The sequence below is a fragment of the Butyrivibrio sp. WCD2001 genome, from assembly GCF_000424485.1.
GTDB lineage: Bacteria > Bacillota > Clostridia > Lachnospirales > Lachnospiraceae > Butyrivibrio.
In genome coordinates this window covers 439,840-466,359 of sequence record NZ_AUJZ01000001.1, presented here as the reverse complement: position 1 = coordinate 466,359, position 26,520 = coordinate 439,840, and the positions used below count along the sequence as shown (strand labels likewise).

22 protein-coding genes are annotated in these 26,520 nt (G+C 41.4%); 21 read left to right on the top strand and 1 reads right to left on the bottom strand.

Annotated elements, in window-relative coordinates:
- The first annotated feature begins 12 nt into the window (after positions 1–12).
- From G630_RS20320 to alr, 3 genes are read left to right on the top strand one after another with little or no spacing between them, the layout of a single operon-like run.
- Positions 13–696 (top strand): hypothetical protein, encoded by a 684-nt coding sequence (locus G630_RS20320; RefSeq protein ID WP_044958409.1) that lies wholly within the window; start codon positions 13–15, stop codon positions 694–696.
- Positions 674–2,317: a bifunctional ADP-dependent NAD(P)H-hydrate dehydratase/NAD(P)H-hydrate epimerase gene (locus tag G630_RS0102035; RefSeq protein WP_044958405.1), complete on the top strand. Its 1,644-nt coding sequence runs from the start codon at positions 674–676 to the stop codon at positions 2,315–2,317. The genes G630_RS20320 and G630_RS0102035 overlap by 23 nt, the downstream gene beginning before the upstream one ends.
- 48 nt (positions 2,318–2,365) lie before the next feature.
- Positions 2,366–3,571 carry an alanine racemase gene (gene alr / locus G630_RS0102030; RefSeq protein WP_022759852.1) on the top strand — a complete coding sequence of 402 codons (1,206 nt, stop codon included), beginning with the start codon at positions 2,366–2,368 and terminating at the stop codon, positions 3,569–3,571.
- Between the two features lie 158 nt (positions 3,572–3,729).
- On the opposite strand, the gene G630_RS0102025 is transcribed toward alr, so the two are convergent.
- Positions 3,730–4,533: a hypothetical protein gene (locus tag G630_RS0102025; protein WP_196805728.1), complete on the bottom strand. Its 804-nt coding sequence runs from the start codon at positions 4,531–4,533 to the stop codon at positions 3,730–3,732.
- A gap of 300 nt (positions 4,534–4,833) precedes the next feature.
- Here G630_RS0102025 and G630_RS0102020 point away from each other — a divergent pair, with 300 nt between their 5' ends.
- The 18 genes from G630_RS0102020 (at position 4,834) to G630_RS0101935 (ending at position 26,378) form a co-directional block, all read left to right on the top strand.
- Positions 4,834–6,240, top strand: coding sequence for a hemolysin family protein (locus tag G630_RS0102020; RefSeq protein WP_022759854.1), 1,407 nt, complete (start codon positions 4,834–4,836; stop codon positions 6,238–6,240).
- Positions 6,241–6,259: 19 nt separating this feature from the next.
- Positions 6,260–7,000: a YebC/PmpR family DNA-binding transcriptional regulator gene (locus G630_RS0102015; RefSeq protein ID WP_022759855.1), complete on the top strand. Its 741-nt coding sequence runs from the start codon at positions 6,260–6,262 to the stop codon at positions 6,998–7,000.
- A 118-nt stretch (positions 7,001–7,118) separates the two neighbouring features.
- Positions 7,119–8,765 (top strand): hypothetical protein, encoded by a 1,647-nt coding sequence (locus G630_RS0102010; protein ID WP_026497575.1) that lies wholly within the window; start codon positions 7,119–7,121, stop codon positions 8,763–8,765.
- Positions 8,766–8,781: 16 nt separating this feature from the next.
- Positions 8,782–11,730, top strand: a complete 2,949-nt coding sequence (locus G630_RS0102005) for an insulinase family protein (protein ID WP_026497574.1) — start codon at positions 8,782–8,784, stop codon at positions 11,728–11,730.
- The gene (era, locus tag G630_RS25285) at positions 11,723–12,790 is read left to right on the top strand and encodes a GTPase Era (protein ID WP_242829883.1); all 1,068 of its coding nucleotides are present in this window, start codon (positions 11,723–11,725) and stop codon (positions 12,788–12,790) included. Before G630_RS0102005 ends, era begins: the two co-directional genes overlap by 8 nt.
- On the top strand, positions 12,790–13,440 hold the full coding sequence (gene recO, locus G630_RS0101995) for a DNA repair protein RecO (RefSeq protein ID WP_026497572.1): 651 nt from the start codon (positions 12,790–12,792) through the stop codon (positions 13,438–13,440). Before era ends, recO begins: the two co-directional genes overlap by 1 nt.
- A gap of 131 nt (positions 13,441–13,571) precedes the next feature.
- Positions 13,572–14,186, top strand: coding sequence for a hypothetical protein (locus G630_RS0101990; protein WP_026497571.1), 615 nt, complete (start codon positions 13,572–13,574; stop codon positions 14,184–14,186).
- A gap of 60 nt (positions 14,187–14,246) precedes the next feature.
- The gene (locus tag G630_RS0101985) at positions 14,247–15,656 is read left to right on the top strand and encodes a glycine--tRNA ligase (RefSeq protein WP_026497570.1); all 1,410 of its coding nucleotides are present in this window, start codon (positions 14,247–14,249) and stop codon (positions 15,654–15,656) included.
- A 14-nt stretch (positions 15,657–15,670) separates the two neighbouring features.
- Positions 15,671–18,325, top strand: a complete 2,655-nt coding sequence (gene alaS / locus G630_RS0101980) for an alanine--tRNA ligase (protein ID WP_081667755.1) — start codon at positions 15,671–15,673, stop codon at positions 18,323–18,325.
- A gap of 146 nt (positions 18,326–18,471) precedes the next feature.
- The gene (gene rpsU, locus G630_RS0101975; RefSeq protein ID WP_022755619.1) at positions 18,472–18,648 is read left to right on the top strand and encodes a 30S ribosomal protein S21; all 177 of its coding nucleotides are present in this window, start codon (positions 18,472–18,474) and stop codon (positions 18,646–18,648) included.
- Between the two features lie 81 nt (positions 18,649–18,729).
- Entirely contained in the window at positions 18,730–19,599 is an 870-nt protein-coding gene (locus tag G630_RS0101970) for a metallophosphoesterase (protein WP_022759863.1), read from the top strand.
- A gap of 17 nt (positions 19,600–19,616) precedes the next feature.
- A complete protein-coding gene (locus G630_RS0101965) occupies positions 19,617–20,366 on the top strand; it encodes a segregation and condensation protein A (protein ID WP_026497567.1) in 750 nt (249 codons plus the stop codon).
- A 7-nt stretch (positions 20,367–20,373) separates the two neighbouring features.
- Positions 20,374–20,943: an SMC-Scp complex subunit ScpB gene (scpB, locus tag G630_RS0101960; protein ID WP_022759865.1), complete on the top strand. Its 570-nt coding sequence runs from the start codon at positions 20,374–20,376 to the stop codon at positions 20,941–20,943.
- Positions 20,944–21,108: 165 nt separating this feature from the next.
- Complete coding sequence (locus tag G630_RS0101955) at positions 21,109–22,539, top strand: acyl-CoA carboxylase subunit beta (RefSeq protein ID WP_022759866.1); 1,431 nt, start codon at positions 21,109–21,111, stop codon at positions 22,537–22,539.
- A 13-nt stretch (positions 22,540–22,552) separates the two neighbouring features.
- Complete coding sequence (locus tag G630_RS23210) at positions 22,553–23,389, top strand: OadG family protein (protein WP_022759867.1); 837 nt, start codon at positions 22,553–22,555, stop codon at positions 23,387–23,389.
- 26 nt (positions 23,390–23,415) lie between these two features.
- Positions 23,416–23,775 (top strand): biotin/lipoyl-containing protein, encoded by a 360-nt coding sequence (locus G630_RS0101945; protein WP_022759868.1) that lies wholly within the window; start codon positions 23,416–23,418, stop codon positions 23,773–23,775.
- Positions 23,776–23,804: 29 nt separating this feature from the next.
- Entirely contained in the window at positions 23,805–24,956 is a 1,152-nt protein-coding gene (locus G630_RS0101940) for a sodium ion-translocating decarboxylase subunit beta (protein ID WP_022759869.1), read from the top strand.
- A gap of 21 nt (positions 24,957–24,977) precedes the next feature.
- Positions 24,978–26,378 (top strand): oxaloacetate decarboxylase subunit alpha, encoded by a 1,401-nt coding sequence (locus G630_RS0101935; protein ID WP_022759870.1) that lies wholly within the window; start codon positions 24,978–24,980, stop codon positions 26,376–26,378.
- Positions 26,379–26,520: the final 142 nt, after the last annotated feature.

Genomic DNA, 26,520 nt, shown 5'->3' with positions numbered 1-26,520 from the left:
GAGGATGCCAATATGGCTAATAATGACTATTCTGATGCTCTTGTCGGAAAGGATATTCCGATTCTTTCCAAGGATGAAAAATGGCAACAGCTTTTCCTTCTTAGTCCCAAAACTCCCAAGATAAAGGAGCTTGAGGCTGAGCTTAATAAGCTTGTGAACATACAGGAAAAGACAAGGGAAAAAATTAAGGACATAAAGAGGCTTAAGAAAAAGCTTCTCGGTGAGATTGTTGTCCTAAGAGATGATGCGGGAAAGAATCCAAAGAAGCGGAAGAAGATTGAGGCCGAAATTGATGATCATACACGCCTTATCAAGGAGTGCAATGATAAGATAGAGGAGTGCGAGGACGATATGCTCGGACTTCCCAGAGAGATTTATCAGATCGATTATCAGCTCATGATCGAGACGATGAATATCTTTTATAAAAGAATGCATGATAATACCCTCGAAATCGATGCTGTTGATGAGTGGATATCAAAAGTAAGGGTACAGCTGAAAAAGAATATTATCCGAATGCAGGAAAAAGAGCTCGAAAACTTTAATGTATATTCCTATATGCACAACATTTTCGGACCTGAAGTTATTGATCTCTTTGATCTAAAGTACGATCCTGAAAAACGACACCCTGTAATCAGACCCGGAATGACTGAACGCGATGGGATAATAGTAGAAGATGAAAAATTTACCGATAATTGATAAAAATTCAAATTATGTTGTAAGCGCTGCCGAGATGAAGCGATGTGATGCGGCTACAATCTCCGAGTTCGGAGTGCCGCAGGATGTTCTTATGGAAAGGGCGGCGCTTTCTATATGCAAATATGTAAAAAAAGCTCTTCCGGAGGGCGGTAAGGTTCTGATTCTTGCGGGAAGTGGGAATAACGGCGGTGATGGAATTGCAGCGGCCAGACTTCTTTTTCAGGATAAAATACCTGTCACGCTTGTTCTTGTTAATCACAGTCTAAGTGATAAGGCTTCAAATACAAAAAGGACTTCCGCATGTAGCTCACAGCTGAAAATAGCATTGTCCTATGGCCTTAATGTCGTGGATTTTGATCAGTCCAAACTTGGCTCTCAAATAAAAAAATGTGACGTAATAATTGATGCCATGCTGGGGATAGGCTGCTCAAGGGACCTTACGGGGGATTATTCAGCCGCGGTATGGGAAATCAATTATTCAAGAGAAGATTATGATGGGAAATTCCCACATGTTATAGCAGCTGACATACCAACAGGTATTAATTCGGATACGGGGCAGGTACATGGCTATGCAATAAGGGCAGATGAGACAGTGACCTTTGGCTTTTTGAAAATGGGGCTTGTTTTTTATCCTGGAGCTGCTCATGCAGGTGAGATACATATAGTGAATGTGGGTATCACTGAGGATGGCTTTTTGAAGGATTATCCCAAATTTAAGTATGTTGACATCCCTGATAAAAAGGAAATCCCGGTTAAGCTGCTGCCACCAAGAAATCCTGCGGGTAATAAAGGTTCGTTTGGGAAAGTTCTTGTGGTTGCCGGAAGTAAAAAAATAAGCGGTGCATGCATAATGGCTGCTGAGAGCTGCATTCGAAGCGGTGCCGGCATGATAAAGGTTTATACAGATGAGGCAAATCTCTCGGCTATTCAGACACTTCTGCCTGAAGCCATGACGGATACTTATACCGAAGAGGGATTCAATCTTTCTGATACTATCGAATATAGCAAAAGCAAAGAAGCTCTTATTTCAGCAATCGGATGGGCGGATGCTATAATATGCGGACCGGGAATAGGAATCAGTAATTCTGCAAAAGAAATCATGAAGATTATTCTTCAAAATGCTGTGCTCCCTCTTATTCTTGATGCGGATGCACTTAATATCATATCATCCGAAAAAGATATAAGAGATCTTGTTTGCGCATACAATGCAGATATTATTATGACGCCTCATCTGGCTGAGTTTTCAAGACTTAGCGGTAAGGATATACATGATTGCAGGACTTGTATCATGGATGAGACGGCAAGACTTGCAAAAGAATTTCATGCGAGTATTATATGTAAGGACGCACGAAGTGTTATTTCCGACGGAGAAAGAAATTTTATTAATATAAGCGGAAATGATGGAATGGCGACTGCAGGAAGTGGTGATGTTCTTGCAGGTCTTTTGGGTGCGCTCGTTCTTTCAGGATACAGTGATGTCTTTGAAGCTGCTGTGGCCGGTGCTTATCTGCATGGTGTAGCAGGAGATATGGCGGCAGTAAAGCACGGAAGGCAGGGTATGACGGCAAGAGATATCTCAGGAAGTCTTCGAGATATTTTTTCCGGAAATATGAGCTGTTAAGCTTTGAGTTAAAAAACAAATATTATGAAATCAGAGGCAATATGAGAAATGCTTGATGAATATTCAAGAGTATATGCAAAGGTAGACTTGGATGCGATATCCCACAATGTGGATTGTATGTATAATTCGCTTCCGAGAAATACAAAAATGCTGGCTGTAGTTAAGACAGACGGCTATGGATTTGGTGCGGTTCCGATCGCAAGGATGCTCCAAAATGATGTTTATATATGGGGATTCGCAACAGCAACTGCAGAGGAAGCCTTTGAATTAAGAGAAGCAGGCGTAAGTAAGCCTATTCTTGTTTTAGGCTATACTTTCCCTTATGCATACGAGAGAATGCTCAGAGAGAATATAAGGCCTGCGGTTTTCAGATATGACATGTTGAATCATTTGTCAGAGCGTGTAAAAAAGAGACGAGCTCAGGGCGGAAAAGAGGTTTTTCATGTGCATATTGCAGTGGACTGTGGAATGAGCAGGATTGGAATTCGCCCTGATGCTGATGGCGAGAACTTTGTAAAAACTGCTCTTGCTACAGACGGAATAGAGGTTGAGGGTATTTTTACCCATTTTGCAAGAGCTGATGAGGCTGATCTTACCGATGCCCACACAAGACTTAAGGAGTTCGGTGATTTTGTTTCAAAAGTTGAAGAATATAACGGATACAAGATACCGATAGTGCATTGCTCAAATAGTGCAAGCATAATCGATATGCCCGAAGCTCATATGGATATGGTCAGGTGTGGTGTAACCATGTACGGCATGTGGCCTTCGGAAGAGGTGAGCAGAAATAAGATAGACATTAAGCCCGTAATGTCGTTATACAGCCATATATCATACATAAAGGATATCCCGGAGAATACTCCCGTGAGCTATGGCGGAACATTTGTGTCCGATAGGAGAATGAGAATTGCGACCATTCCGGTAGGTTATGGTGATGGTTATCCCAGAAGCCTTTCAGGCGGCAAGGGATATGTTCTTATTCATGGTGAAAAAGCCAGAATTCTCGGAAGAGTATGCATGGATCAGTTTATGGTGGATATATCCGGTATTCCCAATGCAAAAGAGGGAGATGAGGTTATCCTTATAGGCACTGCCGAAAGCTCTTTCGGAGAAGGAGAACCCGCTAGAATAACTGTCGAGGAGCTTGGTGAGATCAGCGGAAGATTTAACTATGAATTTACCTGCGATTTAAATCACCGCGTTCCAAGACTTTATGTCAAAGATGGAAAAATATTAAAGGATTTTGAGATTTAATAAAAAAAGCCTTCCCCTTGGGGGCGCTCGACGTCCGGGGTTGCTACTCGTCCGGGGGACGAGTGCTTAGCAACGACCGGAGTGGAACGTAGACCGTCGGTTCAGCGCGGACCGAAGCGGAGCGAAGACAGGTGTCAGCGAAGCTGACGGATGAGGGGTTACCCCAGTCTTTTTTTTGCTTCGCTGTATTGATGGTTTATCTCTTGCAAAGCGGAAGTATCACCATCCATATTATCCGGGTGATAGAGCTTTACAAGAGATTTATATTTTTTATTTGCTGAATCAAGGGTTGTGCATCCGGCAAAGAAGTCAAAGTGCTCAGCAGCAGAGCTGTGCTTAAATGGTTTATTAAAGCGGCTTTTTATTGGTTCTTCATCATATTCTGTATCATCAAAGTCTTCCTCATAATAGAGGTCTGATCCATTTTCATATTCCTCAAAATCTTCTTCATATTCATTACTGTAATCATCCTCATATTCATCTTCGTAGTCCTCTTCATAAAAATTATCAAGAGCTTTCTGTCTTTTTGTCTGAGCGAAAGTATCATTTTCAAACTCATCGTGGTGTCTTTGAAGCCATCTGTCATAGCTCTTTTCGTTAAGCTTTCGTCCTACTGAAGGGAAAAGTCTGCGATATCTGGCTTTGAATACATCAGAAGACGATTTTCCTATAATTACGCTTCCGACAAGATATCCGAATAGATCTATCAGTACTGGGATGAGCAAAATTCTTCCCGCATAGACAAAGGTCCCTGCACCGATAAATACAAGAAATATCGGAACCGCAAGTATGAGCAGAAACAAAAACAGTATAAAATACATAAGAGTTCCCCTGTACTGGGACAGAAGTGTAAGATATCCCTGAAGCGTTTCAAGGATAAGATTTTTCGTGCTTGTGGAATCAAAATTGATGGGAAGTATAGAAGACAGGACGTTTTCACCTGCAAAAACTTCTATTATCAAGGCAATAAAAAAAAGACTGTAAACAATTCCTGTAACAGGCAGTATAAGTAAGAACAGTCGCAGTAGCCAGAATAATAAGCGCAGGAAAAAACCTATCATATCGAAAATGTTTTTAATTATCCATATAAGTCCTTTTGTAAGGAACTCAAAAAATGCTGAAATCATATGCTTATTTTACTTTAACGAAAAAACGATGACAAGTGGGTAAGAAATTCTCGTTTTCTTGACTGTAAATACGCAAAATGCTATATTTTATTTTGACGCATTTTGCGATTTAGATAGCAAAGGAGATGAAAATAGATGGACGATGGTGGGCCTACTGCCACTGCTTTTTTACTGATATTTATTGTCATGATTCTCATGGATGTGCTCTGTTATGGTTTTGGGGCAGCAATTGAGAATCTGAAACCGGATGATCTAAATAAAAATGGTGATAAGGATGAGGATAATCCAAGTCCTTTACGTGAAAGAGAAAAGAAAACAGCTAAGAAGCTCGAACAAATACTTGAGTTTCCCGGGAGATATATAAACACGATACAGCTGCTTACTCTTCTTATAAACATGATATTCGGTGTAATTTATATCAGAGAATTAAGCAGTATCACATACGGTCTCTTAAGCCGTCATATTAGTAATATCACACTTTTGAATATTATTTCATACGGCATAGCCTTTGTATTGCTGATGTACATCATCTTAACGATAGGTGTTCTTATTCCGAGAAAACTTGGTGCCAGATATCCTGAGAAATGGGCGTATTTCGGCGTTGGTGCCATTTCAATGATAATTACCGTCTTTAGTCCGTTCACAGGTCTTGTAAGACTTACGGCGATGGGAATTCTTAGATTGTTCGGTTTTCATTGGGATGCTGATGATAATGATGTAACAGAGGAAGAAATAAAATCGATGGTATCCGAGGGGCAGGAGCAGGGAGTTCTTCAGGATTCCGAGGCTGATATGATCTCAAATATTTTTGAGTTTTCAGATAAGCAGGCTCAGGATATTATGACTAACAGGAAAGCGATGGTATGTATAGATGGAAATACCACGCTGAAGGAAGCTGTAAACTTTATGCTTGATATGAATAACAGCCGATTTCCTGTTTATCTTGATAATATAGATCATATCATTGGAATTCTTCACATTAGAGATGCGATGAAAAAGCTTTCGGAGCACACTGATGATGATACACCCTTAAGAAAAACAAGAGGACTTTTGAGGTCTCCCAGAAACGTGCCTGAGACCAGGAATATTGACAGCCTTTTCCATGACATGCAAAAGTCCAAGACGCAGATGGTCATTGTTATTGACGAGTATGGTCAGACCGCAGGGCTTGTGTCTATGGAGGATATTATCGAGGAAATAGTCGGTAATATAATGGACGAATATGACGAGGATGAAGACTATATTGAGGCTACATCCAATGAAGATGAATTTATAATTGAGGGTAAAACTCCTCTCGAGGATCTTGAGGATAGGTTTGGAATTGAATTTGAGGATGCCAATTTTGAAACCGTAAATGGGCTTCTTATCTCAAAACTGGATAGAATCCCTGAGGAGGGTGAGGACTTTACCGCGGAAATCGAAGGATATTCATTTAAAATTCTTTCGGTTAAGAATCACATGATCCAAAGCGTTTTGGTTAAGAGGATTAAAGAAGAAAAATCCGAGGAAGCCGAAGACGATCAGGAAAATAAAGAAAATTAATGACTTTTAGGAGGATACAATGTCAGGACATTCAAAATTCGCTAATATTAAGCATAAAAAGGAGAAGAACGACGCTGCAAAAGGTAAGATCTTTACAGTCATCGGACGTGAGATTGCCGTAGCAGTTAAGGAAGGCGGTCCCGATCCGTCAAACAATTTCAAGCTTGCACAGGTTATTGCTAAGGCAAAGGCAAACAACATGCCTAATGACACTATTGAGCGTGGAATTAAGAAGGCTGCAGGAGCTGACGGAAGTGTTAACTATCAGACACTTACATATGAAGGCTATGGCCCGGGCGGCACAGCAATCATCGTTGATACACTTACAGATAATATCAATCGTACAGCTGCAAATGTAAGAGCTGCATTTTCAAAGGGCAACGGTAATGTAGGTACACCCGGATGTGTATCTTACATGTTTGATAAAAAAGGTCAGATCCTTATCGATAAGGAAGAGTGCTCTATGGAGTCAGACGACCTTATGATGCTTGTCCTTGATGCAGGGGCTGATGATTTTAATGAGGAAGATGACAGCTACGAGATTCTTACAACACCCGAAGCTTTCCAGGGAGTTGTAGAGGCTCTTGATAAGGAAAAGATTGTGTCTGCTTCCGCAGAGATTACAATGATTCCTCAGAACTATGTTGAGGTTACTGACGAGAACAACATCAAGTGCATCCAGAGAATTCTTGATATTCTTGAAGAGGATGATGATGTTCAGGCAGTTTATCACAACTGGGACGACAGCGCAGCTGAATGATTTGAAATAGCCCTACTTTAAATGACGAAGTGGGAAAAATTATCCCTGCCTTCTCCTAGGGGAGAAGGTGGCACGAAGTGCCGGATGAGGGGAAAATAAAACATGGGGAGGCCTTGAGATGAAGCTGGAAAAGACATGGATGGGGATTTGTGTCTGGGTAATTTATTTTGTGGGAATGTTGTTTGCCATAGGAGTTACCGGCTTTGTTTCGGGGCTTTTTCCATATTATGGCAGATATTATGTGGCAGGCGGCTTTATTATTGCGTGTTTGGCAGCGTCTGCTCTAATTGGATTTCTTGCAAATCTTGCAGTTTCGAAGGTAATTTCATCGACCGCTATAAGTGAATATAAAAAGCCTTTGTGGCTCGAAATATTTCTTCCATTGGCAATAATTATTGCCGGAATAATTATATTTGGATATACATCGGCATTGATAAATGATTATACGGGTAATATGAATCTGTATAACAGTGCTGTTGTAGCAGCGTCAGGGCAGGAGACATTATCTGGTGGAATGGCTGACAGAGCGTATGTTGGTTGTCTTAAGGTGTTTATGGGATTTTTGGGAAATTCTCTCAATTCCGCGTATATGCTCAATTTAGTCCTGAGAATCTTTATGGTTATATTTTTATATATAAGCTTGAGAAAGGCTCTTGGATTGATCCCGGCTTTCCTTGGAGCAGCTGCTGTTGTTGCTATTCCGACTTTTGGGTATTCTCTGAAAACCATTGATTCTATGCATCTTATAGGCATGACATTTTTCTTGCTTTTGATGCTCACTGTATTTTATGTGAAAGGCTTTACAAAGAACTCCTGCAATAGGTGGTACTATAAGATTTTTAGTATCCTGCTCGGAGCATTTTTGGGTCTCATGATCTATCTGGAGGCGTCCAGTGCTGCCATTATAGTATTCCTTGTAGCGGCATGGGTGCTTTCTGATATGTACTGCGAGACTTTCAATATTTGTCTGAATGAAATTATTCTTTTGGTTTCCGGAGTGCTTTCTTTTGGAGGAATGCTTATTCTGGAGGGCGGATATGATAATATACCCGATACTTATTTTCACTGGACTTGGAGATTTTTCGGCTATAATGAAAATGCATGGCTTCTTATGGTAAAGAGCTCTGCATATAATACTTATCTTGCTTTTGGACTCCTTGCACTTGCTCTGATACCGGCTGTTTTATATCTTATAAAGCGAGATACAAAAATTTGTCCATTACTCATGCTTTCGGTACTGGGGATTGTTTGCTCGGTATTCCTTGGTGATACGATAGCAAACAGTGAGGTTATGATCGTTGCTTTCGTGGTTATCATGATATCATGCGGGATTTCTGCTATCATACATGTAAGGGAATTTGAGCCTGTCGAGAAGACGGAGAAGACGGAGAAGACGGAAGAGCCGGAGACCATAGAAAATATTGAAAAAATGAATGACAGCAAAGAGAAGACTCCCAGATATGTTCCTGAGGGGATGGTTTTACCGGTTGGAGAAGAGGATGAAGAAGATATCGCTCCGCACTTCAATATGAATCGCCCTGAAATGACAGCTATCGGAATTCTTTCGGTTGGAACTGCGGTCGCCGCAGATAAGATGGCTTCAAAAACAGAAGAAAATGTTTCGCAGCCTCTGACTGAAATTGAAGAAGATTCTGTAGAAGAACCGGCAAATGAATCTGTAGAAGCATCTACTGAAGAGCCTTCTGCTGAAAGAAAAGATGATTTCGACCTTAACATCGCACCGGACGATGATTTTGATATTTAATTTGTGAGGATAATTTATGAAAGTTGAAGAACTTAGTACTTACGAAGTATTAGAGCATAGAAGAATAGAGGATCTAAATTCAGACAGCTTCATTCTTCGTCATAAAAAGACGGGGGCGAGGGTTGCACTGTTATCAAACGATGACGATAACAAGGTTTTCTATATCGGTTTCAGAACTCCGCCCAAGGATTCCACAGGTGTTGCTCATATAATTGAGCACACTGTTTTGTGCGGCTCCAAAGAATTCCCAATAAAGGATCCTTTTGTAGAACTGGTCAAGGGTTCGCTCAACACTTTTTTGAATGCTATGACATATCCGGATAAGACAGTTTATCCGATTGCAAGTTGTAACGATGCCGATTTCCAGAATCTTATGCATGTATATCTTGATGCCGTTTTTTATCCGAACATATATAAAACAAGCAAGATATTTATGCAGGAGGGTTGGCACTATGAGATGAACAGTGCCGATGATGAACTTGGAATTAACGGTGTTGTTTATAATGAGATGAAGGGTGCCTTCTCATCAGCAGATGAAGTGGTTGCCAGGGTTATAAGGAAATCACTTTTCCCTGACACCACCTATGGCATTGAATCAGGGGGAGATCCTGATGAAATCTATAATCTTACATATGAGGATTATCTTGATTTTCACAGAAAGTATTATCATCCTTCAAATAGTTATATCTATTTGTATGGGAACATGGATATGGCTGAAAAGCTTAAATATATTGACGAAAACTATTTGTCTGCATTTGACAGTCTTGAGGTTGATTCCGAGATTAAATTGCAGAAGCCTTTTGATGCGAGAAAGGACATAAGGGATTTTTATCCGATATTGAATGAAGATTCTCTGGAAGATAATACATATCTCTCGCTTAATTTTTCTGTTGGAAGCAGTCTCGATCCAAAGTTCTATGTGGCTTTCGATGTACTTGATTATGCGCTGTGTTCTGCTCCCGGAGCTCCAGTTAAAAAAGCACTTATCGACAAAGGTATAGGAAGCGAAGTTTTTAGTGAATACGATAATGGCATAATTCAACCCGTATTCTCTATTGTTGCGAAAAATGCTAATCCTGAGCAGAAAGAAGAATTTGTTTCAACTATCGAACAGGTTATAAAAGAGCAGGTAAAAAACGGTATTGATAAAAAAGCTCTTCTTGCAGGCATCAATGCCGATGAGTTCAAATACAGAGAAGCTGATTTCGGAAGATTTCCAAAAGGACTTCTATATGGTCTGCAGGTACTTGACAGCTGGCTTTATGATGACTCAAAGCCCTGGATAAATATTGAAGCAAACAATACCTTTGCACTTTTGAAAAAAGAAGTGGATACAGGTTATTTTGAAAAACTTGCTGAAGAATACCTCTTAAACAATACGCACAGCACAGTTCTTACCATGGAACCTAAAAGAGGACTTACAGAAGAAAAAGAGGAAGCACTTAAAAATAAGCTTAAAGAGTATCGCGATAGTTTGAGCGCTGAAGAAATCAAAAAAATTGTAAAGGATACAGCAGAGCTTAAAGCTTACCAGGAAGAACCCGACAGTCCTGAAGATCTTGCTAAAATTCCGCTTCTTACCAGAGAGGATATACGTAAAGAAGCTGATAAATATTTTAACGAATTAAGAAAAGTTGGCGATCAGAAGATACTGTTCCATGATGTGTTTACAAATGGTATAGGATATCTGAATTTTGTTTTTGATATGGGAAAAGTTCCGAATGAGCTTCTTCCTTATGCACCAATGCTGAAGACATTACTCGGTCTTATGGATACAGAGAATTACAGTTACACGGATCTGTATAATGAGATTAATCTTCAGACAGGCGGAATAAATGCTTCCATAAGCACATATACTGATGCACAGAACGTTTCTGAGTTTAAGACTACTTTTGAAATAACAGCAAAAGCTCTTTACCCACAGCTTGATAAAGCCTTTGCGCTGGTAAATGAGATTATATTAAAGACGAAGTTTGATAATAAAAAGAGAATTCTTGAAATTCTTGATGAAGCATGTAGCAGAGCGCGTTCAGACCTTTCAGGGGCAGGCCATCACAGCGCTGCGTTAAGAGCTCTTTCTTACGTGTCAAAACCGGCTATGATTTCCGACATGGTATCAGGAATCGGTGGATACAGATTCATGGAAGAAGTCAGAGAGAGCATACTGGAGGATGGTAAGGCGGCAGATAACTTCATTTCAAAAATGCTTGAGTTATGTAAGATTATCTTCCGACCGGAGAATCTTCTGGTTGATTATACGGCAAGTGAGAAAGAATATGCCGGACTTGAACAGAAGGTGGAAGATTTTGCAAAAGGACTACACTCCGAAGAGATTAGCACAAAAGGATTTGAGATTACGTGTGAAAAGAAGAACGAAGCATTTCAGACAGCAGGACAGGTTCAATACGTTTGTCTTGGCGGTAATTTCGCATCCAAGGGCCTGAAATATGACGGTTCGCTGCGCGTACTTAAGGTTATGCTCGGTTATGATTATCTTTGGAAAAATATCAGAGTTCTTGGCGGTGCATACGGCTGTATGAGCGGTTTTGCCAAGAACGGAGATTCTTATTTTGTAACCTACAGAGATCCGCATCTTTCAAGAAGTATAGATGTTTTCAAAAAGGCTTCCGATTATCTTAAAAATTTCGAAGCTGATGAGAGAACAATTACACAGTTTGTAATCGGAGCAATAAGTGATCTTGATACGCCCAAGACCCCTGCGACAAAGGGAGCCTATGGTCTTACTGCTTATATGTGTAATGCTGATTATGAAGATATTCAGAAGGACAGAGATGCGCTTCTTGCTACCGATCAGGAAAAAATAAGAAAGCTTGCGGCATATATCGATGCCTTTGTGGCTGATGACTGCTTATGTGTAGTCGGTGACGGTAATAAGCTTATGCAGAATAAGGATTTATTCGGGAAAGTGGAGCAGCTTATTTATGCAGGAAAATCAAATGAATAATAGTATGAAGTGTGGCTATGTAACTCTTATAGGAAGACCGAATGTTGGAAAGTCTACACTTATGAATCATCTCATAGGACAGAAGATAGCCATAACTTCGCATAAGCCCCAGACAACAAGAGGAAGGATACAGACGGTTTATACTGATGACCGCGGACAGATTGTTTTTCTTGATACTCCCGGTATTCATGAATCCAAGAATAAGCTTGGGGAATATATGGTCAAGGTCGCGACCAAGACTATAGAAGAAGTTGATCTTATTTTGTGGCTTGTGGAACCGAGTACTTTTATCGGCGCAGGGGAGCATATGATAATTGATCAGCTCAGGGAGTGCAGTAAACAGGTTATCCTTGTTATTAACAAGATTGATACTGTATCTGCTAATGAGCTTCAAAGTTTTATCGATGCTTATAAAAAGGAGATGGATTATGCGGATATAGTTACCGTCTCAGCTTTAAAGAGCGATAATCTTGATGAGCTTATGCAGACGATTTTTGACAGACTTCCCTATGGAGATCCTTTCTATGATGAGGAGACACTTACAGATCAGTCTGAAAGAGATATTGTAGGAGAAATTATCAGAGAGAAAGCGCTTAGACTTCTATCGGATGAAGTTCCTCATGGCATAGCGGTAACTGTCGAGACTATGAAGACCAGAAAAGCTGCATCTCCATTAAAAAAGAAGAAGTCAAAGCATGTGCATCCGCCAAAGAAGAATAAAGCTGCCGAGAATGTACAGGACTCTGCGGATGGTGCGCCTGATCTCGAAGCTATGTTAGCGGCATTAAAGGGCGGAGAAACTGATGCTGCCGATGTGTCAAATGAAACAGAAATCATGGATATAGAAGCCTCCATCATTTGCGAGCGTGATTCGCACAAAGGAATAATTATTGGAAAAGGCGGTTCTATGCTGAAAAAAATCGGCTCTCAGGCAAGAATCGATATCGAGAAGATGGTGGGCTGCAGAGTTAATCTTCAGTTATTTGTAAAGGTGAGGAAGGACTGGAGAAACGATACAGTACAGATGAAAAATTTTGGTTATAAGGATTCAAAGAAATAATGGTAGAATTAACCACTGTGAACGGAATTATTATTAAGAGGTCGCCTGTCGGAGAATACGACTGGGTGGTAACAATTTTAACTTCCGAACGTGGTAAGATTTCTGCTTTTGCAAAAGGTTCAAGACGTCCGGGAAATCCACTTTCGGGCGAGGTTGAACCTTTTTCCTTTGGCGAATTTAAGTTATATGAAGGGCGAACCTCATACAACATACAGGAAGCAAATATCAGAAACTATTTTGAATACTTCAGACAGAATTTTAATGCTTCTCTTTATGGTATGTATTTCATGGAGCTGGCGGACTATTACACAAGAGAGAATAATGACGAGCGAGAGGTATTAAAACTTCTATATCAGTCTCTTCGTGCGCTTGAATCAGATAAACTTGATAACAGACTCGTCAAATGTGTCTATGAAATAAAGGCGCTGGTAGTTAACGGAGAGTTCCCCGGAATACCCACAGACAGAGATTATGTGCAATCAACTGCATATACTCTGGAGTACATTAGGAATACGAACGTTGAGAAGCTGTTTTCTTTTGCGGTAACCGATGAGGTATTGCATGAACTAGAGCATATATGCGATATTTACAGGAAGCGATTTATAGACAGAAAACTAAACAGTCTTGAAATGATAAATATGATTACATAAATACGAACAGGCTTCATGAAAAGAATTAATTATAGAAATTGAAAAACAAGAAAATGCGGTATATAATCTAAAAAGTATGCGCACATATATCGTGCGCCTACAAAGTTTCATATTTATAAGGGGAAAAATAAGTGAATAAAGTGATGTGTAGAAAAATCCTTATTTTATCGCTTGCGACTGTTATACTTTTTGCTTTTTCCGGATGCGGCAAAAAAAGTGATGTGTCAAAGCTTGATAAGTCATCTGTTCAGGTGAATAAGGATGGATCTGTAGTAAGTACTATGATTGAGGATTTTTCCGAGAGCTACTACAGCGTTGATGAACTGCGAGAAATGACTGAGAATGAAGTCAATGCTTTTGTTGTGAAGAACGGTGAAGGCACTGCAGAACTTAAGTCTGTTGATGCAGAGTCCGGGAAAATAAAGATGGTCATGAGTTTTGGCAATTCCGATAATTTTTCGGATTTTAACAGTGAGAAGTTCATTTATGAGACTGTTGCAGATGCAAAATTGAACGGCCATATCGAAACAGGTTTGCTTGTTGATGCAGACGGCAATCCGATAGAGAGTGACAAAGCGTCAGATCTGTCGGATGAACATATTGTAGTTACGGCTATGAAGAATATCGTAGCAGCTCCGTATAAGATAAAATATGTATCCAGGGGAGTAAAGATTATCGATAATTATCTCGCGGATTTATCTGAAATAGCAGATGATAGTATGGCTTGTATAGTATTAAGTAAGTAAAAAATGAGCATTTGCTCTTAAAAATATTTGGGCGTAATGCTCGGAAAGAGGTTTTGTATTATGAAAGCTAGAGAGAAGACAATGGACAAAATAATTGCTCTTGCGAAGGGAAGAGGCTTTATCTATCCCGGAAGTGAGATTTACGGCGGTCTTGCCAACACATGGGATTACGGAAATCTCGGTGTTGAGTTTAAGAATAATGTAAAAAAGGCTTGGTGGCAGAAGTTTGTTCAGGAGTGCCCGCACAATGTCGGCGTTGACTGTGCAATTCTTATGAATCCTCAGACATGGGTTGCATCAGGACATCTTGGAAGCTTTTCAGATCCTCTTATGGATTGTAAGGAATGTCATGAGAGATTCCGCGCAGATAAGATTATTGAGGATTTTGCGGCTGAGAATGGAATCACTCTTGAGTCTTCAGTCGATGGTTGGTCTCATGAAGAGATGGAGAAATTTATAAATGATCACAATGTTCCTTGTCCTTCCTGTGGTAAACACAACTTTACAGGAATCAGAGAATTCAACCTGATGTTTAAGACCTTCCAGGGTGTTACCGAGGACGCAAAGGACACTGTATATCTCAGACCTGAGACAGCGCAGGGTATCTTTGTTAATTTCAAGAACGTACAGAGAACTTCACGTAAAAAGCTTCCTTTCGGTATCTGCCAGATCGGTAAGAGCTTCCGAAATGAGATAACTCCCGGAAACTTTACATTCCGTACAAGAGAGTTTGAGCAGATGGAGCTTGAGTTCTTCTGCAAACCCGGAACACAGACTGAGTGGTTCACATACTGGAGAAAATTCTGCTATGAATGGCTTCTTTCTCTTGGCATAAACGAAGAGAATCTCCGCCTTCGTGATCATGATCCTGAAGAACTTTCATTCTACAGTGATCATACAACTGATATTGAGTATGCATTCCCCTTCACAGAGTGGGGTGAGCTCTGGGGTATCGCTTCAAGAACTGACTACGACCTTACAAGGCATCAGGAGACTTCCGGCGAGCCTATGGAATACTTTGACGATGAGACTAAGGAAAAATATATTCCTTACGTTGTTGAGCCTTCACTCGGTGCTGACCGTGTAGTTCTTGCATTCCTTTGTGAAGCATATGATGAGGAGAATCTTGGTACCGAAGAGGCACCTGATATGCGTACAGTACTTCGTTTCCATCCTGCACTTGCACCTATTAAGATTGGTGTTCTCCCTCTTTCCAAGAAGCTTAACGAGGGCGCAGAGAAGATTTATGCAACTCTTTCAAAGAAGTATAACTGTGAGTTCGATGACAGAGGTAATATCGGTAAGAGATACAGAAGACAGGATGAAATCGGTACTCCTTTCTGCGTAACTTATGACTTTGATTCAGAGACAGACGGAAAGGTTACGGTTCGCTTCCGTGACAGCATGGAACAGGAGAGAATCGCTATCGACGAGCTTGAGGCATTCTTCGCTGATAAGTTTGAATTTTAAGAGGAGTTTTAATTATGAAACAGTTTACAGCTAATGAACTGCGTAAAGCGTGGAAGCAGTTCTATATAGACAGAGGCCATGTGGATTGTGGCGCAGTATCACTGGTATCAGACGGTTCAACCGGTGTTATGTTCAACGTTGCAGGTATGCAGCCGCTTATGCCGTATCTTCTTGGTAAGAAGCATCCTATGGGAACAAGACTTTGCAATGTTCAGGGATGTGTTCGTACAAATGATATCGATTCAGTCGGAGATAAGAGCCACGGAACATTTTTTGAGATGATGGGAAGCTGGTCTCTTGGGGATTATTTCAAGAAAGAACGTTGCCAGTGGAGCTTTGAGCTTTTGACAGAGCTTTTCGGATTTGACGCAGATCATCTTGCAGCTACTGTTTTTGCAGGTGACGAAAACGCACCAAGAGATGAAGAAGGCGCAAAATATCGTATAGAATCCGGCTTTAAGCCCGAAAACATATTTTATCTTCCTGCCGAGGATAACTGGTGGGGACTTGAATATGGCCCCTGTGGTCCTGACAGTGAGATGTTCTATGTGAAGGATATCCCGGATTGTGGCCCTGATTGCGGCCCCGGATGCCATTGCGGTAAGTATACCGAGATCGGTAACGATGTATTTATGCAGTATGAGAAGCATCATGATGGCAGTCTTACACCTCTTTCTCAGAAGAACGTTGATACAGGCTGGGGTCTTGAGCGTATTCTTGCTTTCCTTAATGGCGTAGATGATGTCTATAAGATTGATCTTCATGCACCGGTTATTGCATATATTGAGAAAGAAAGCGGAATAAAGTACGAAGCAGATGACAAGACCACAAGATCAATGCGTATTCTTGCTGATCACACACGTACAGCCGTTATGCTGATCGGTGACGAGGCTAAGCTTCTTCCCTCTAATACAGGTGCCGGATATATTCTCAGAAGACTTATCCGCCGTGCAGTAAGACATGCGAGAACACTTGGCCTTAACAAGGATCAGATACTTGGCGTTGCTAAGATTTACATTGATGAGTACAAAGAGAGCTATGAGCATCTTAACAAAAACCAGAAGTTTGTACTTACTGAGCTCGAAAGAGAAATAGTACGTTTTGAGTCTACACTTGAAAATGGAATGAAGGAGTTCAAGAAGATTCTTGATAAGACTTCTTCAGACGGTAAGAAGCAGATTGAAGGTAAGGATGCATTCTTCCTTTATGATACATTCGGTTTCCCTGTTGAGCTTACAATTGAGCTTGCAGAAGAAGAAGGCTTTAGTGTTGATGAGGAAGGCTTCAAGGCTTCAATGGAAGAGCAGAAGCAGAAGGCAAGGGAGAACCAGAATTTCTCAGCTAACCTCACCACAGGTTCCGGTGTATTTGACAGCCTTGATGAATCTGTAAACACAGAGTTCCTTGGCTATGACGCGATTAACTGCGAGGGCACTGTTGTTGCAATGGCAGATGCAGAGGCTCTTACAGATGAGCTTAAGGAAGGTGAGCAGGGAACAATCATCACAGATAAAACTACTTTCTATGGCACAATGGGTGGCCAGGTAGGCGATATCGGTGAAATCGTTGGTTCCGAGGGCTCTAAGTTTGTTGTTTCTGAAGCTATTAAGGTTTCAGGCGGAAGAACAGCTCATGTCGGTAAGGTTGTAAGCGGAAACTTCAAGACTTCAGATAAGGTTACTCTTAATGTTGATGCTGAGAATCGTGCTAAGACATGCCGTAACCACTCAGCTACACACCTTCTTCAGAAGGCACTGCAGGAAGTTCTTGGAGATGGCGTAGAGCAGGCAGGTTCATATCAGGATCCCGATAAGACCAGATTTGACTTCAGCTATCATCAGGCTATGACTGCTGAGGAGATTCAGAAGGTTGAAGAGATTGTTAATGCTAAGATTTTAGAAGCACTTCCTGTTGTTACTAAGGAAATGTCTATTGAAGAAGCTAAGAAGACCGGAGCAATGGCTCTTTTTGGTGAGAAATACGGCGAGACAGTAAGAGTCGTTAATATGGGAGACTTCTCAATCGAGCTTTGCGGCGGTACTCATGTTGCAAACACAAGTCACATCGGAGTATTCAAGATCCTTTCAGAGAGCGGTGTGGCTGCAGGTGTTCGCCGTATTGAGGCTCTTACAGGAAACAATGCAAGAGCATATTACAAGAATGTAGAGACAAATCTTGGAGAGGCTGCAAAGGCTCTTAAGACAAATCCTTCTGATATAGTTGATCATATCAAGAAACTCCAGGAAGAGCTCAAGGCTCTTAAGAGCGAGAATGAGTCCTTAAAGAGTAAGGAAGCTCAGGCAGCTCTCGGTGATGTTATGGACAGCGTTTTAGATGTCAAAGGCGTTAAGCTTATCGCTCAGAGCGTTAAGGGCGTTGATATAAACGGCCTTAGAGATCTTGGTGATCAGCTTAAAGCTAAGCTCGGTGAGGGCGTAGTTGTTCTTGTTTCGGAGAATGATGGTAAAGTTAATCTTATGGCCATGGCTACTGACGGTGCTATCGCATCCGGTGCTCATGCAGGTAATCTGGTAAAAGCTATTGCAGGTAAAGTCGGTGGCGGCGGCGGTGGCCGTCCCAACATGGCTCAGGCAGGCGGTAAGAATCCTGCCGGCATTCCTGATGCTATTGCTGAAGCAGCAAAGGCTTTGGAGTCACAAATAAAATAAAAATATAAACCTTTAAAATTTTTGCTTGACGGTGTGGAAATATATGGTATAATCTATAGATGTTATGTGGGTGAAAGCCTAGAGACATAACAAATAACCCTGGTCACCCGTTAAGGAAGGGTCTGAAGGGAGGGTGAGAGTAAAGAATGTCAACAGTTATTGTAAAAGAAAATGAAACTTTAGACAGCGCGCTTCGTCGCTTCAAGAGAAGCTGTGCCAAGGCTGGCATCCAGCAGGAGATTCGTAAAAGAGAACATTACGAGAAGCCAAGCGTAAAGCGTAAGAAAAAGTCTGAAGCAGCTAGAAAACGTAAATATAATTAATAAAAACAGGTCCTTGGTTTTATAAATCAAGGACTATTTTTATTTCATAGAAAAACTATGAGATAAAAAATGGGATAAGATATGCATATTTTCTTGGTAGTAGCCGCTATTTTGATAATAATTCTTATAGTATTGGTTATTCATCATGATATGAATAACTTTGTTATAAGAAACTATGAGATACATTCGGACAAACTAAAAAAAGATGGTGTTTTCTGCCTGCTTTCGGATCTTCATGAGAATAGTTTTGGGGAAGGAAACAGCAGACTGATACAAGCTATAGATGATATATCTCCTGACGTAATTCTTCTTGCAGGTGATATGCTGACTGCTTATCAGGAACTGGGGAAAGAGCGATACGATGAGATAGCTGACTTCATATCGCAGTTGTGCTCAAGATACCCTGTGTATGCCGCAAATGGTAATCATGAGAATAAAATGGATATTCTCGGAGGCGACAGGAAGCAGGCGTATGATAAATATGATAAAAAAATCAGAGATGCAGGATGTGTTGTGCTGCGAAATCAGGGGACGTATCTTGAAGACTACAATATGGAGATTCATGGACTCGAGATTGGGCGTGAATTTTTCAGAAAGTTTATCAGACGCGAGTTGCCTGATGGATACATTGAGGATTTCTTCGGTGTACCCTGCGCAGAAAGATTTCAGCTTTTAATAGCTCATAATCCTATATATTTTGACAGATATAAGGCATGGGGAGCTGATCTTACCGTATCAGGACATGTTCATGGCGGAATTATTCGACTTCCGTTGCTTGGAGGCGTAATATCTCCCGCACTGGTTCCATTTCCGAAATATGATGGCGGTCTCTATGAGATTGAAGGCTCAAAGATGATTCTCAGCAGAGGACTTTCAACTCATTCCATAAGAGTGAGATTCAATAATCCCGGGGAATTGTGCGTGATACATCTTATCTCAGACAAAAACTAAACACACGAGGAATAATAATGGCGCTTGAAGTTAAACTGCAGGTTTTTGAGGGGCCTCTGGATCTGCTTCTTCACCTTATAGATAAAAATAAAATAGATATTTATGATATTCCGATTGCTGTGATCACTGAGCAATATATGGATTACATTAGAGCCATGCAGAAGGATGACATGGAAGTTACCAGCGAGTTTTTGGTAATGGCAGCAACTCTTGTGGATATAAAATGCAAAATGCTTCTTCCTAAGGAAGTAAACGAAGAGGGAGAAGAGGAAGATCCCAGAGCTGAACTTGTTGAAAAGCTTTTGGAATACAAGATGTATAAATATATGGCGGATGAACTCAGAGACCGCCAGATGGATGCTGATACTCATATGTATCGCAAAAAGAATGTTCCGGATGAAGTAATGTCTTATGAAGAGCCTATAGATTATGATGCGCTTTTGGGAGATGCGAATCTTTCGAAGCTTAACGAAATATTCCAGGCACTTCTTAGGAGACAGGAGGATAAGGTTGATCCGATAAGAAGTAAATTCGGAAAGATTGAAAAGGAATCGGTTGATCTTGATCAGAAGACACTGTATGTGAAGGCTTATATCAGAGAACATGACAGATTCAGTTTTAAGCAGCTTCTTGAAAAGCAGGGAAGCAAGGTTGAGATTATTGTTACATTTCTGGTTATTCTGGAAGCTATGAAAGTCGGGGACATTCAGATTGAGCAGGATGAGACTTTCGGCGATATTATGATTACTTCCAAAAGAGCAAAGTGAGGATGAGATGACAAGAGAAGAGGGAGCGGCAGCTATCGAAGCAATCCTTTTTACAATGGGAGATTCAGTAAGCGTAGCATCTATATGCAATGCTACTGATCAGGACCTTAAGGATGTAAGGGATGAAATAAGCTATCTGAAAGAAAAATATGAAAAGAGCGACAGCGGAATAGGCCTTATTGAACTTGAAGATTCTATTCAGCTTTGTACGAAAAGTGAGATGTATGAGTATCTGATAAAGGTGGCTAAAACACCTAAGAAGATAACACTTACGGATGCACTTATGGAAACGCTTTCAATAATAGCGTACAAACAGCCTATTACAAGACTTGATGTGGAAAGAATAAGAGGCGTAAACAGCGATCATGCTGTGAATCGTCTTGTTGAATTCAACCTTGTTCAGGAACTTGGAAGACTTGATGCACCGGGAAGGCCGCTGCTTTTTGGCACAACCGAGCAGTTTCTTAGAAGCTTTGGTGTTAAGTCTCTGGAGGAACTTCCTTCTCTTGATGCGGTTAGAGTTGAGGAGTTCAAACAGGAGGCTGAACAGGAAATCAGTGTCAAGCTTGATATCTAAAAATGGCAGGTTTAATTTGCAATTTTTGCCCGCTGATAAAAAATGTATAAAAAGCGCAGAAAATAAGGGTATGGAGTATTCTCCATGCCCTTATTTTGTGTTATACTTTAACATGACTTAAGTTGTGGTTTTATACACTTAATAATAAATTACGGAGGTGAAGAAATGAGTAGTTCTTCTCAGGCAAGCCAGAGAATCTTTTCTCTGCTTGATGAAAACAGTTTCGTTGAAATCGGCGCTCAGGTTAAGGCCAGAAGCACAGATTTCAATCTGAAGCAGACAGAGACACCCTCTGATGGTGTAGTAACCGGCTATGGCGTTATCGGCGGTAAGCTTGTATACGTATATGCTCAGGATGCATCAGTTCTTGGTGGCTCTGTAGGAGAGATGCATGCTAAGAAAATAGCTGGTCTCTATGATATGGCTCTTAAGATGGGAGCACCTGTAATCGGCCTTATTGATTCTGCAGGTCTTCGTCTTCAGGAGGCAACTGATGCGCTTAATGCATTCGGCGAGATCTATCGCAGACAGGTTAGCGCTTCAGGAGTGGTTCCGCAGATCACAGCTATTCTTGGATCATGCGGTGGCGGTCTTGCACTTTTCCCCACAATGACAGATTTCACATTTATGGAAGAAAAGAGTGGAAAGCTCTTTGTTAATTCTCCCAATGTACTTGAAGGTAACAGCAAGGAGAAGTGTGATACTTCGGCAGCCGCATGGCAGGGCAGTGAAGTAGGAAACGTTGATGTAATAGGTGACGAACAGACACTTTATGCTCAGATTAGAGAACTCGTTTCAATTCTTCCTTCCAATAATGAAGACACAGAGAATTTTGATGAGTGCGCAGATGATCTTAACCGCGCATGTGAGAACCTTGAAGGTTCTGTTAATGATCCTGCTCTTATGTTCAGACAGATTTCCGATAACGGAATCTTCTTTGAGACAAAGAGAGATTTTGCTAAAGAGATGGTTACAGGATTCATCAAGCTCAATGGCGCTACTGTTGGCGTTATCGGTAACAGAAGCGAACTCTACGATGAAAAGGGTGAAGTAGCTGAGAAGTTTGATAATGTTCTTACTGCTCATGCTTGTGATAAGGCTGCTGACCTTGTAAGCTTCTGTGATGCTTTTGAGATTCCGGTTCTTTCTCTTACAAATGTAAATGGATTCGGTGCAACAAAGTGTGATGAGAGACATGTAGCTAAGGCTGCTGCTAAGCTTGTGGCTGCTCTTGCCGCAGCTACAGTTCCGAAAGTAAACGTAGTAACAGGTAAGGCTTTCGGAAGCGCTTATGTAATCATGAACTCTAAGGCAGTTGGTGCTGATATGACATTTGCTTGGCCTGATGCCGAGATCGGTACCATGAACGCTGAGCATGCAGCTAAGATTATTGCTGACGGTAAGGATTCAAGCACAGTTGCAGACACAGCTGCTGCATATGAGAAACTCCAGAATAATGTTGAAAGTGCTGCAGCAAGAGGATATGTTGATACAATTATCAATGCTGCAGATACAAGAAAATACGTAATAGGAGCTTTCGAAATGCTTTACAGCAAGCGTGAGGAACGCCCTGTAAGGAAGCACACTACAGTATAAGGAGGAGCGGACAGTGAAGCATAAGATTTTAGCTTTAGGTGTTACGCTGATCTGCATGCTGTCTCTTGCAGCCTGTGGTAATAGTATTCAATATAATACAGTTGCCGGTAGCAGGTATGACGAGAATGTATTTTCAAAAGATGGTTTGATGCAGTACGCACAGACTATTGAAGATTCTTATTTTGAGACCATGTATTTACAGGGTATTACACCTGAAAATTTTGAAGAGCAATTAGAGGACAGCTTTGATGAGTCTACTTATGATGTTTTCTATGCCGGATATAAAAACTGGTATGATGCCATTGATGAGCTTGGCTTCCAGAGCAAAGAGACTATTGCTGAAGACATAAGTGTTAAGGACCTTACATATTATGTCAATAAAGATGGTGAACTTATGGTAGACGCTACCATACAGGGAACAGGAAGCAATGCTCATACTGCAGTCCTTGAGTACAGCCTTGACAGAAAGGGCGTACCGACACTTATCTCTGTAAATGTAAATCATACACTCGGAGAGAAGCTTAGAAGTGCCGGACTTAATACTCTTCTCGGAATGGGTATGGCATTCACCGTACTTATTATCATTGCTCTTGTTATTTCAGCTTTCCCGCTTATTAACAAGATTACTGAGAAGAAGCCCGAGAGCGCTAAAGAAATAGCTCAGAAGTCAATGGATAATGTGACATCTCAGATTGCTGAAAAAGAAGAGCTTTCAGATGATGCAGAGCTTATAGCAGTTATTTCTGCTGCAATTGCTGCATATGAAGGCAGTAGCAGTGCAGGCGGAGACGGATTTGTTGTGAGATCTGTTCGTAAAGTCGGCAAGGCAAGTAATTGGAAAAAGGCTTAAGGCTAATATTTAGGAGGATATAGATAATGAAAAATTATACAATTACCGTTAACGGAAACGTATATGATGTAACCGTAGAAGAAGGCGCAGGCGGTGCTGCTCCTGCAGCAGCTCCCGTAGCAGCTCCCAAGGCTCCCGCAGCACCTGCAAAGAAGGCAAGCGCTGGCGCAGGCGGCGTTAAGGTAACTGCCGGTGCAGCAGGTAAGGTTCTTAAGATTGAGGCATCTGTAGGCCAGGCTGTTAAGAAGGGTGATGCTGTTGTTGTTATGGAATCTATGAAGATGGAGATTCCTATGGTAGCTCCTCAGGATGGAACTATCGCAAGTATCGACGTTGCAGTAGGCGATGCAGTTGAGGCCGGCGGCGTTGTTGCAACAATGAACTAATTTTAGGAGAGACTCACGGAGGTCGTTAAATGGATTACATTGTAAACACATTATCGAATCTCTGGCAGCAAACTGCATTTACAACAATGACTCCCGGTAACTATATAATGGTTGTTGTAGCATTGATTTTTATGTATCTTGCAATTGCCAAAGACTTCGAACCACTTCTTTTGGTGCCTATCTCCTTCGGTATGCTTTTGGTTAATATCTATCCGGATATTATGCTTTCTATTGATAAGTCATCCAATGGTGTAGGCGGACTTTTGTATTATTTCTACCTGCTTGATGAGTGGGCAATCATGCCGTCACTTATCTTCATGGGTGTTGGTGCGATGACAGACTTCGGTCCCCTCATTGCCAACCCTAAGAGCTTCCTTATGGGAGCAGCTGCTCAGTTTGGTATCTTTTCAGCTTACTTTATGGCTATTGCTATGGGCTTTAACGATCAGCAGGCTGCAGCTATTTCAATCATCGGAGGAGCAGATGGCCCTACATCTATCTTCCTTGCTACAAAGCTTAATCAGACCACAATCCTTGGTCCGATTGCCGTGGCTGCATATTCGTACATGTCACTTGTGCCGATTATTCAGCCCCCTGTTATGAAGCTTCTTACAACTGAGAAGGAGAGAAAGATCCGCATGCAGCAGCTGCGTCCGGTATCAAAGCTTGAGAAGATTCTCTTCCCTATCATCGTTACAATAGTTGTAAGTATGATTCTTCCTACAACAGCACCCCTTATCGGTATGCTTATGCTTGGTAACCTTTTCCGCGAGAGTGGCGTTGTTCGTCAGCTCCAGGAGACGGCTTCCAATGCTCTTATGTATATCGTAGTTATTATGCTGGGTACTTCAGTAGGTGCTACAACAAGTGCTGAGGCATTCCTTAATATCACAACAATTAAGATCGTTGTTCTTGGTCTTATTGCATTTGTTATCGGTACTGCCGCAGGATGTCTGTTTGGTAAGCTGATGTGCGTTCTTACAGGTGGTAAGGTTAATCCTCTTGTAGGTTCTGCCGGAGTTTCAGCTGTTCCGATGGCAGCCAGAGTTTCACAGAAGGTTGGTGCAGAGTATGATCCCAGCAACTTCCTTCTCATGCATGCTATGGGTCCCAACGTTGCAGGTGTCGTAGGTACCGCAGTCGTTGCCGGAACATTTATGGCGGTATTTGGAGTATTCTAATTCGGAAAAGGAGAACTAATTATGGCAAAGCCAATTAAGATTACAGAGACAGTTCTGCGTGATGCACATCAGTCACTGATTGCAACCAGAATGCCTACAGAGCTTATGCTTCCCATTATCCCTACGATGGATAAGATTGGTTATAACTCAGTTGAGTGCTGGGGAGGCGCAACATTTGATGCTTCCATGAGATTCCTTAAAGAGGATCCGTGGGAGAGACTTCGTAAACTCAGAGATGGTTTCAAGAACACAAAGCTTCAGATGCTTCTTCGTGGTCAGAATATCCTTGGTTACAAGCATTATCCTGATGACGTAGTTGAATATTTCGTACAAAAGTCAATCGCTAACGGTATTGATATTATCCGTATTTTTGACTGTCTGAATGACCTTCGTAACCTTGAGACATCAGTTAAGGCTACAAAGAAAGAGGGCGGCCACGCTCAGATCGCTCTTGCTTATACACTTGGTGATGCTTATACAGAAGAGTACTGGATGAACATCGCTAAAGAAATCGAGTCAATGGGTGCAGATTCCATCTGTATCAAGGATATGGCAGGACTTCTTCTTCCTTACGAGGCAGAGAAGCTTGTTAAGGCTCTCAAGAGCGCTACAAGCCTTCCTATCGATCTTCATACTCATTACACTTCCGGTGTTGCAAGTATGACATATATGAAGGCTGCAGAGGCAGGAGTTGATATCATCGACTGCGCTATTTCACCTTTCGCACTTGGTACATCACAGCCTGCAACAGAGGTTATGGTTGAGGCCTTCAAGGGTCAGGAATTCGACACAGGTCTTGATCAGAAGCTTCTTGCTGAGGTTGCTGATTACTTCAGACCTTACAGAGAAGAGTGCCTCCAGAGCGGACTTATGGATGCTAAGGTTCTCGGTGTAAACATTAAGACTCTTATGTATCAGGTTCCCGGCGGTATGCTTTCCAACATGGTTAGCCAGCTTAAAGAGCAGAATGCAAGCGATAAGTACAATACTGTGCTTGAGGAGATTCCTCAGGTTCGTAAGGACTTCGGTGAGCCTCCGCTTGTTACACCTTCTTCACAGATCGTTGGTACTCAGGCTGTTATGAATGTACTTATGGGTGAGAGATATAAGGTTGCTACTGACCAGACTAAAGACCTTCTTGCAGGTGAGTATGGTAAGACAATCAAGCCTTTCAATCCTGAAGTTCAGAAGAAGATCATCGGCGACAGAGAAGTTATCACATGCAGACCTGCAGATAAGCTTGCTCCCGGACTTCCTAAGTTCGAAGAGGATGTTAAGCAGTGGAAGCAGCAGGATGAGGACGTTCTGTCCTATGCTCTGTTCCCTCAGGTTGCTACTGATTTCTTCAAGTATCGTCTTGCACAGCAGGAAAAGGTTGACCTTTCAGCTGCCGACACTAAGAACGGTGCATATCCTGCATAAACCTTAAATACTTAGCGAGGTTTTTAATGGACAGATATTCATTATCGAATATCTGTCCATTTTTTTGTTTTTTATGGTAAAATTAAGATAGTATTTTATTGGGATTTTTTAGATTCTATGAAAATGAGGGGTTCGGAGCTTT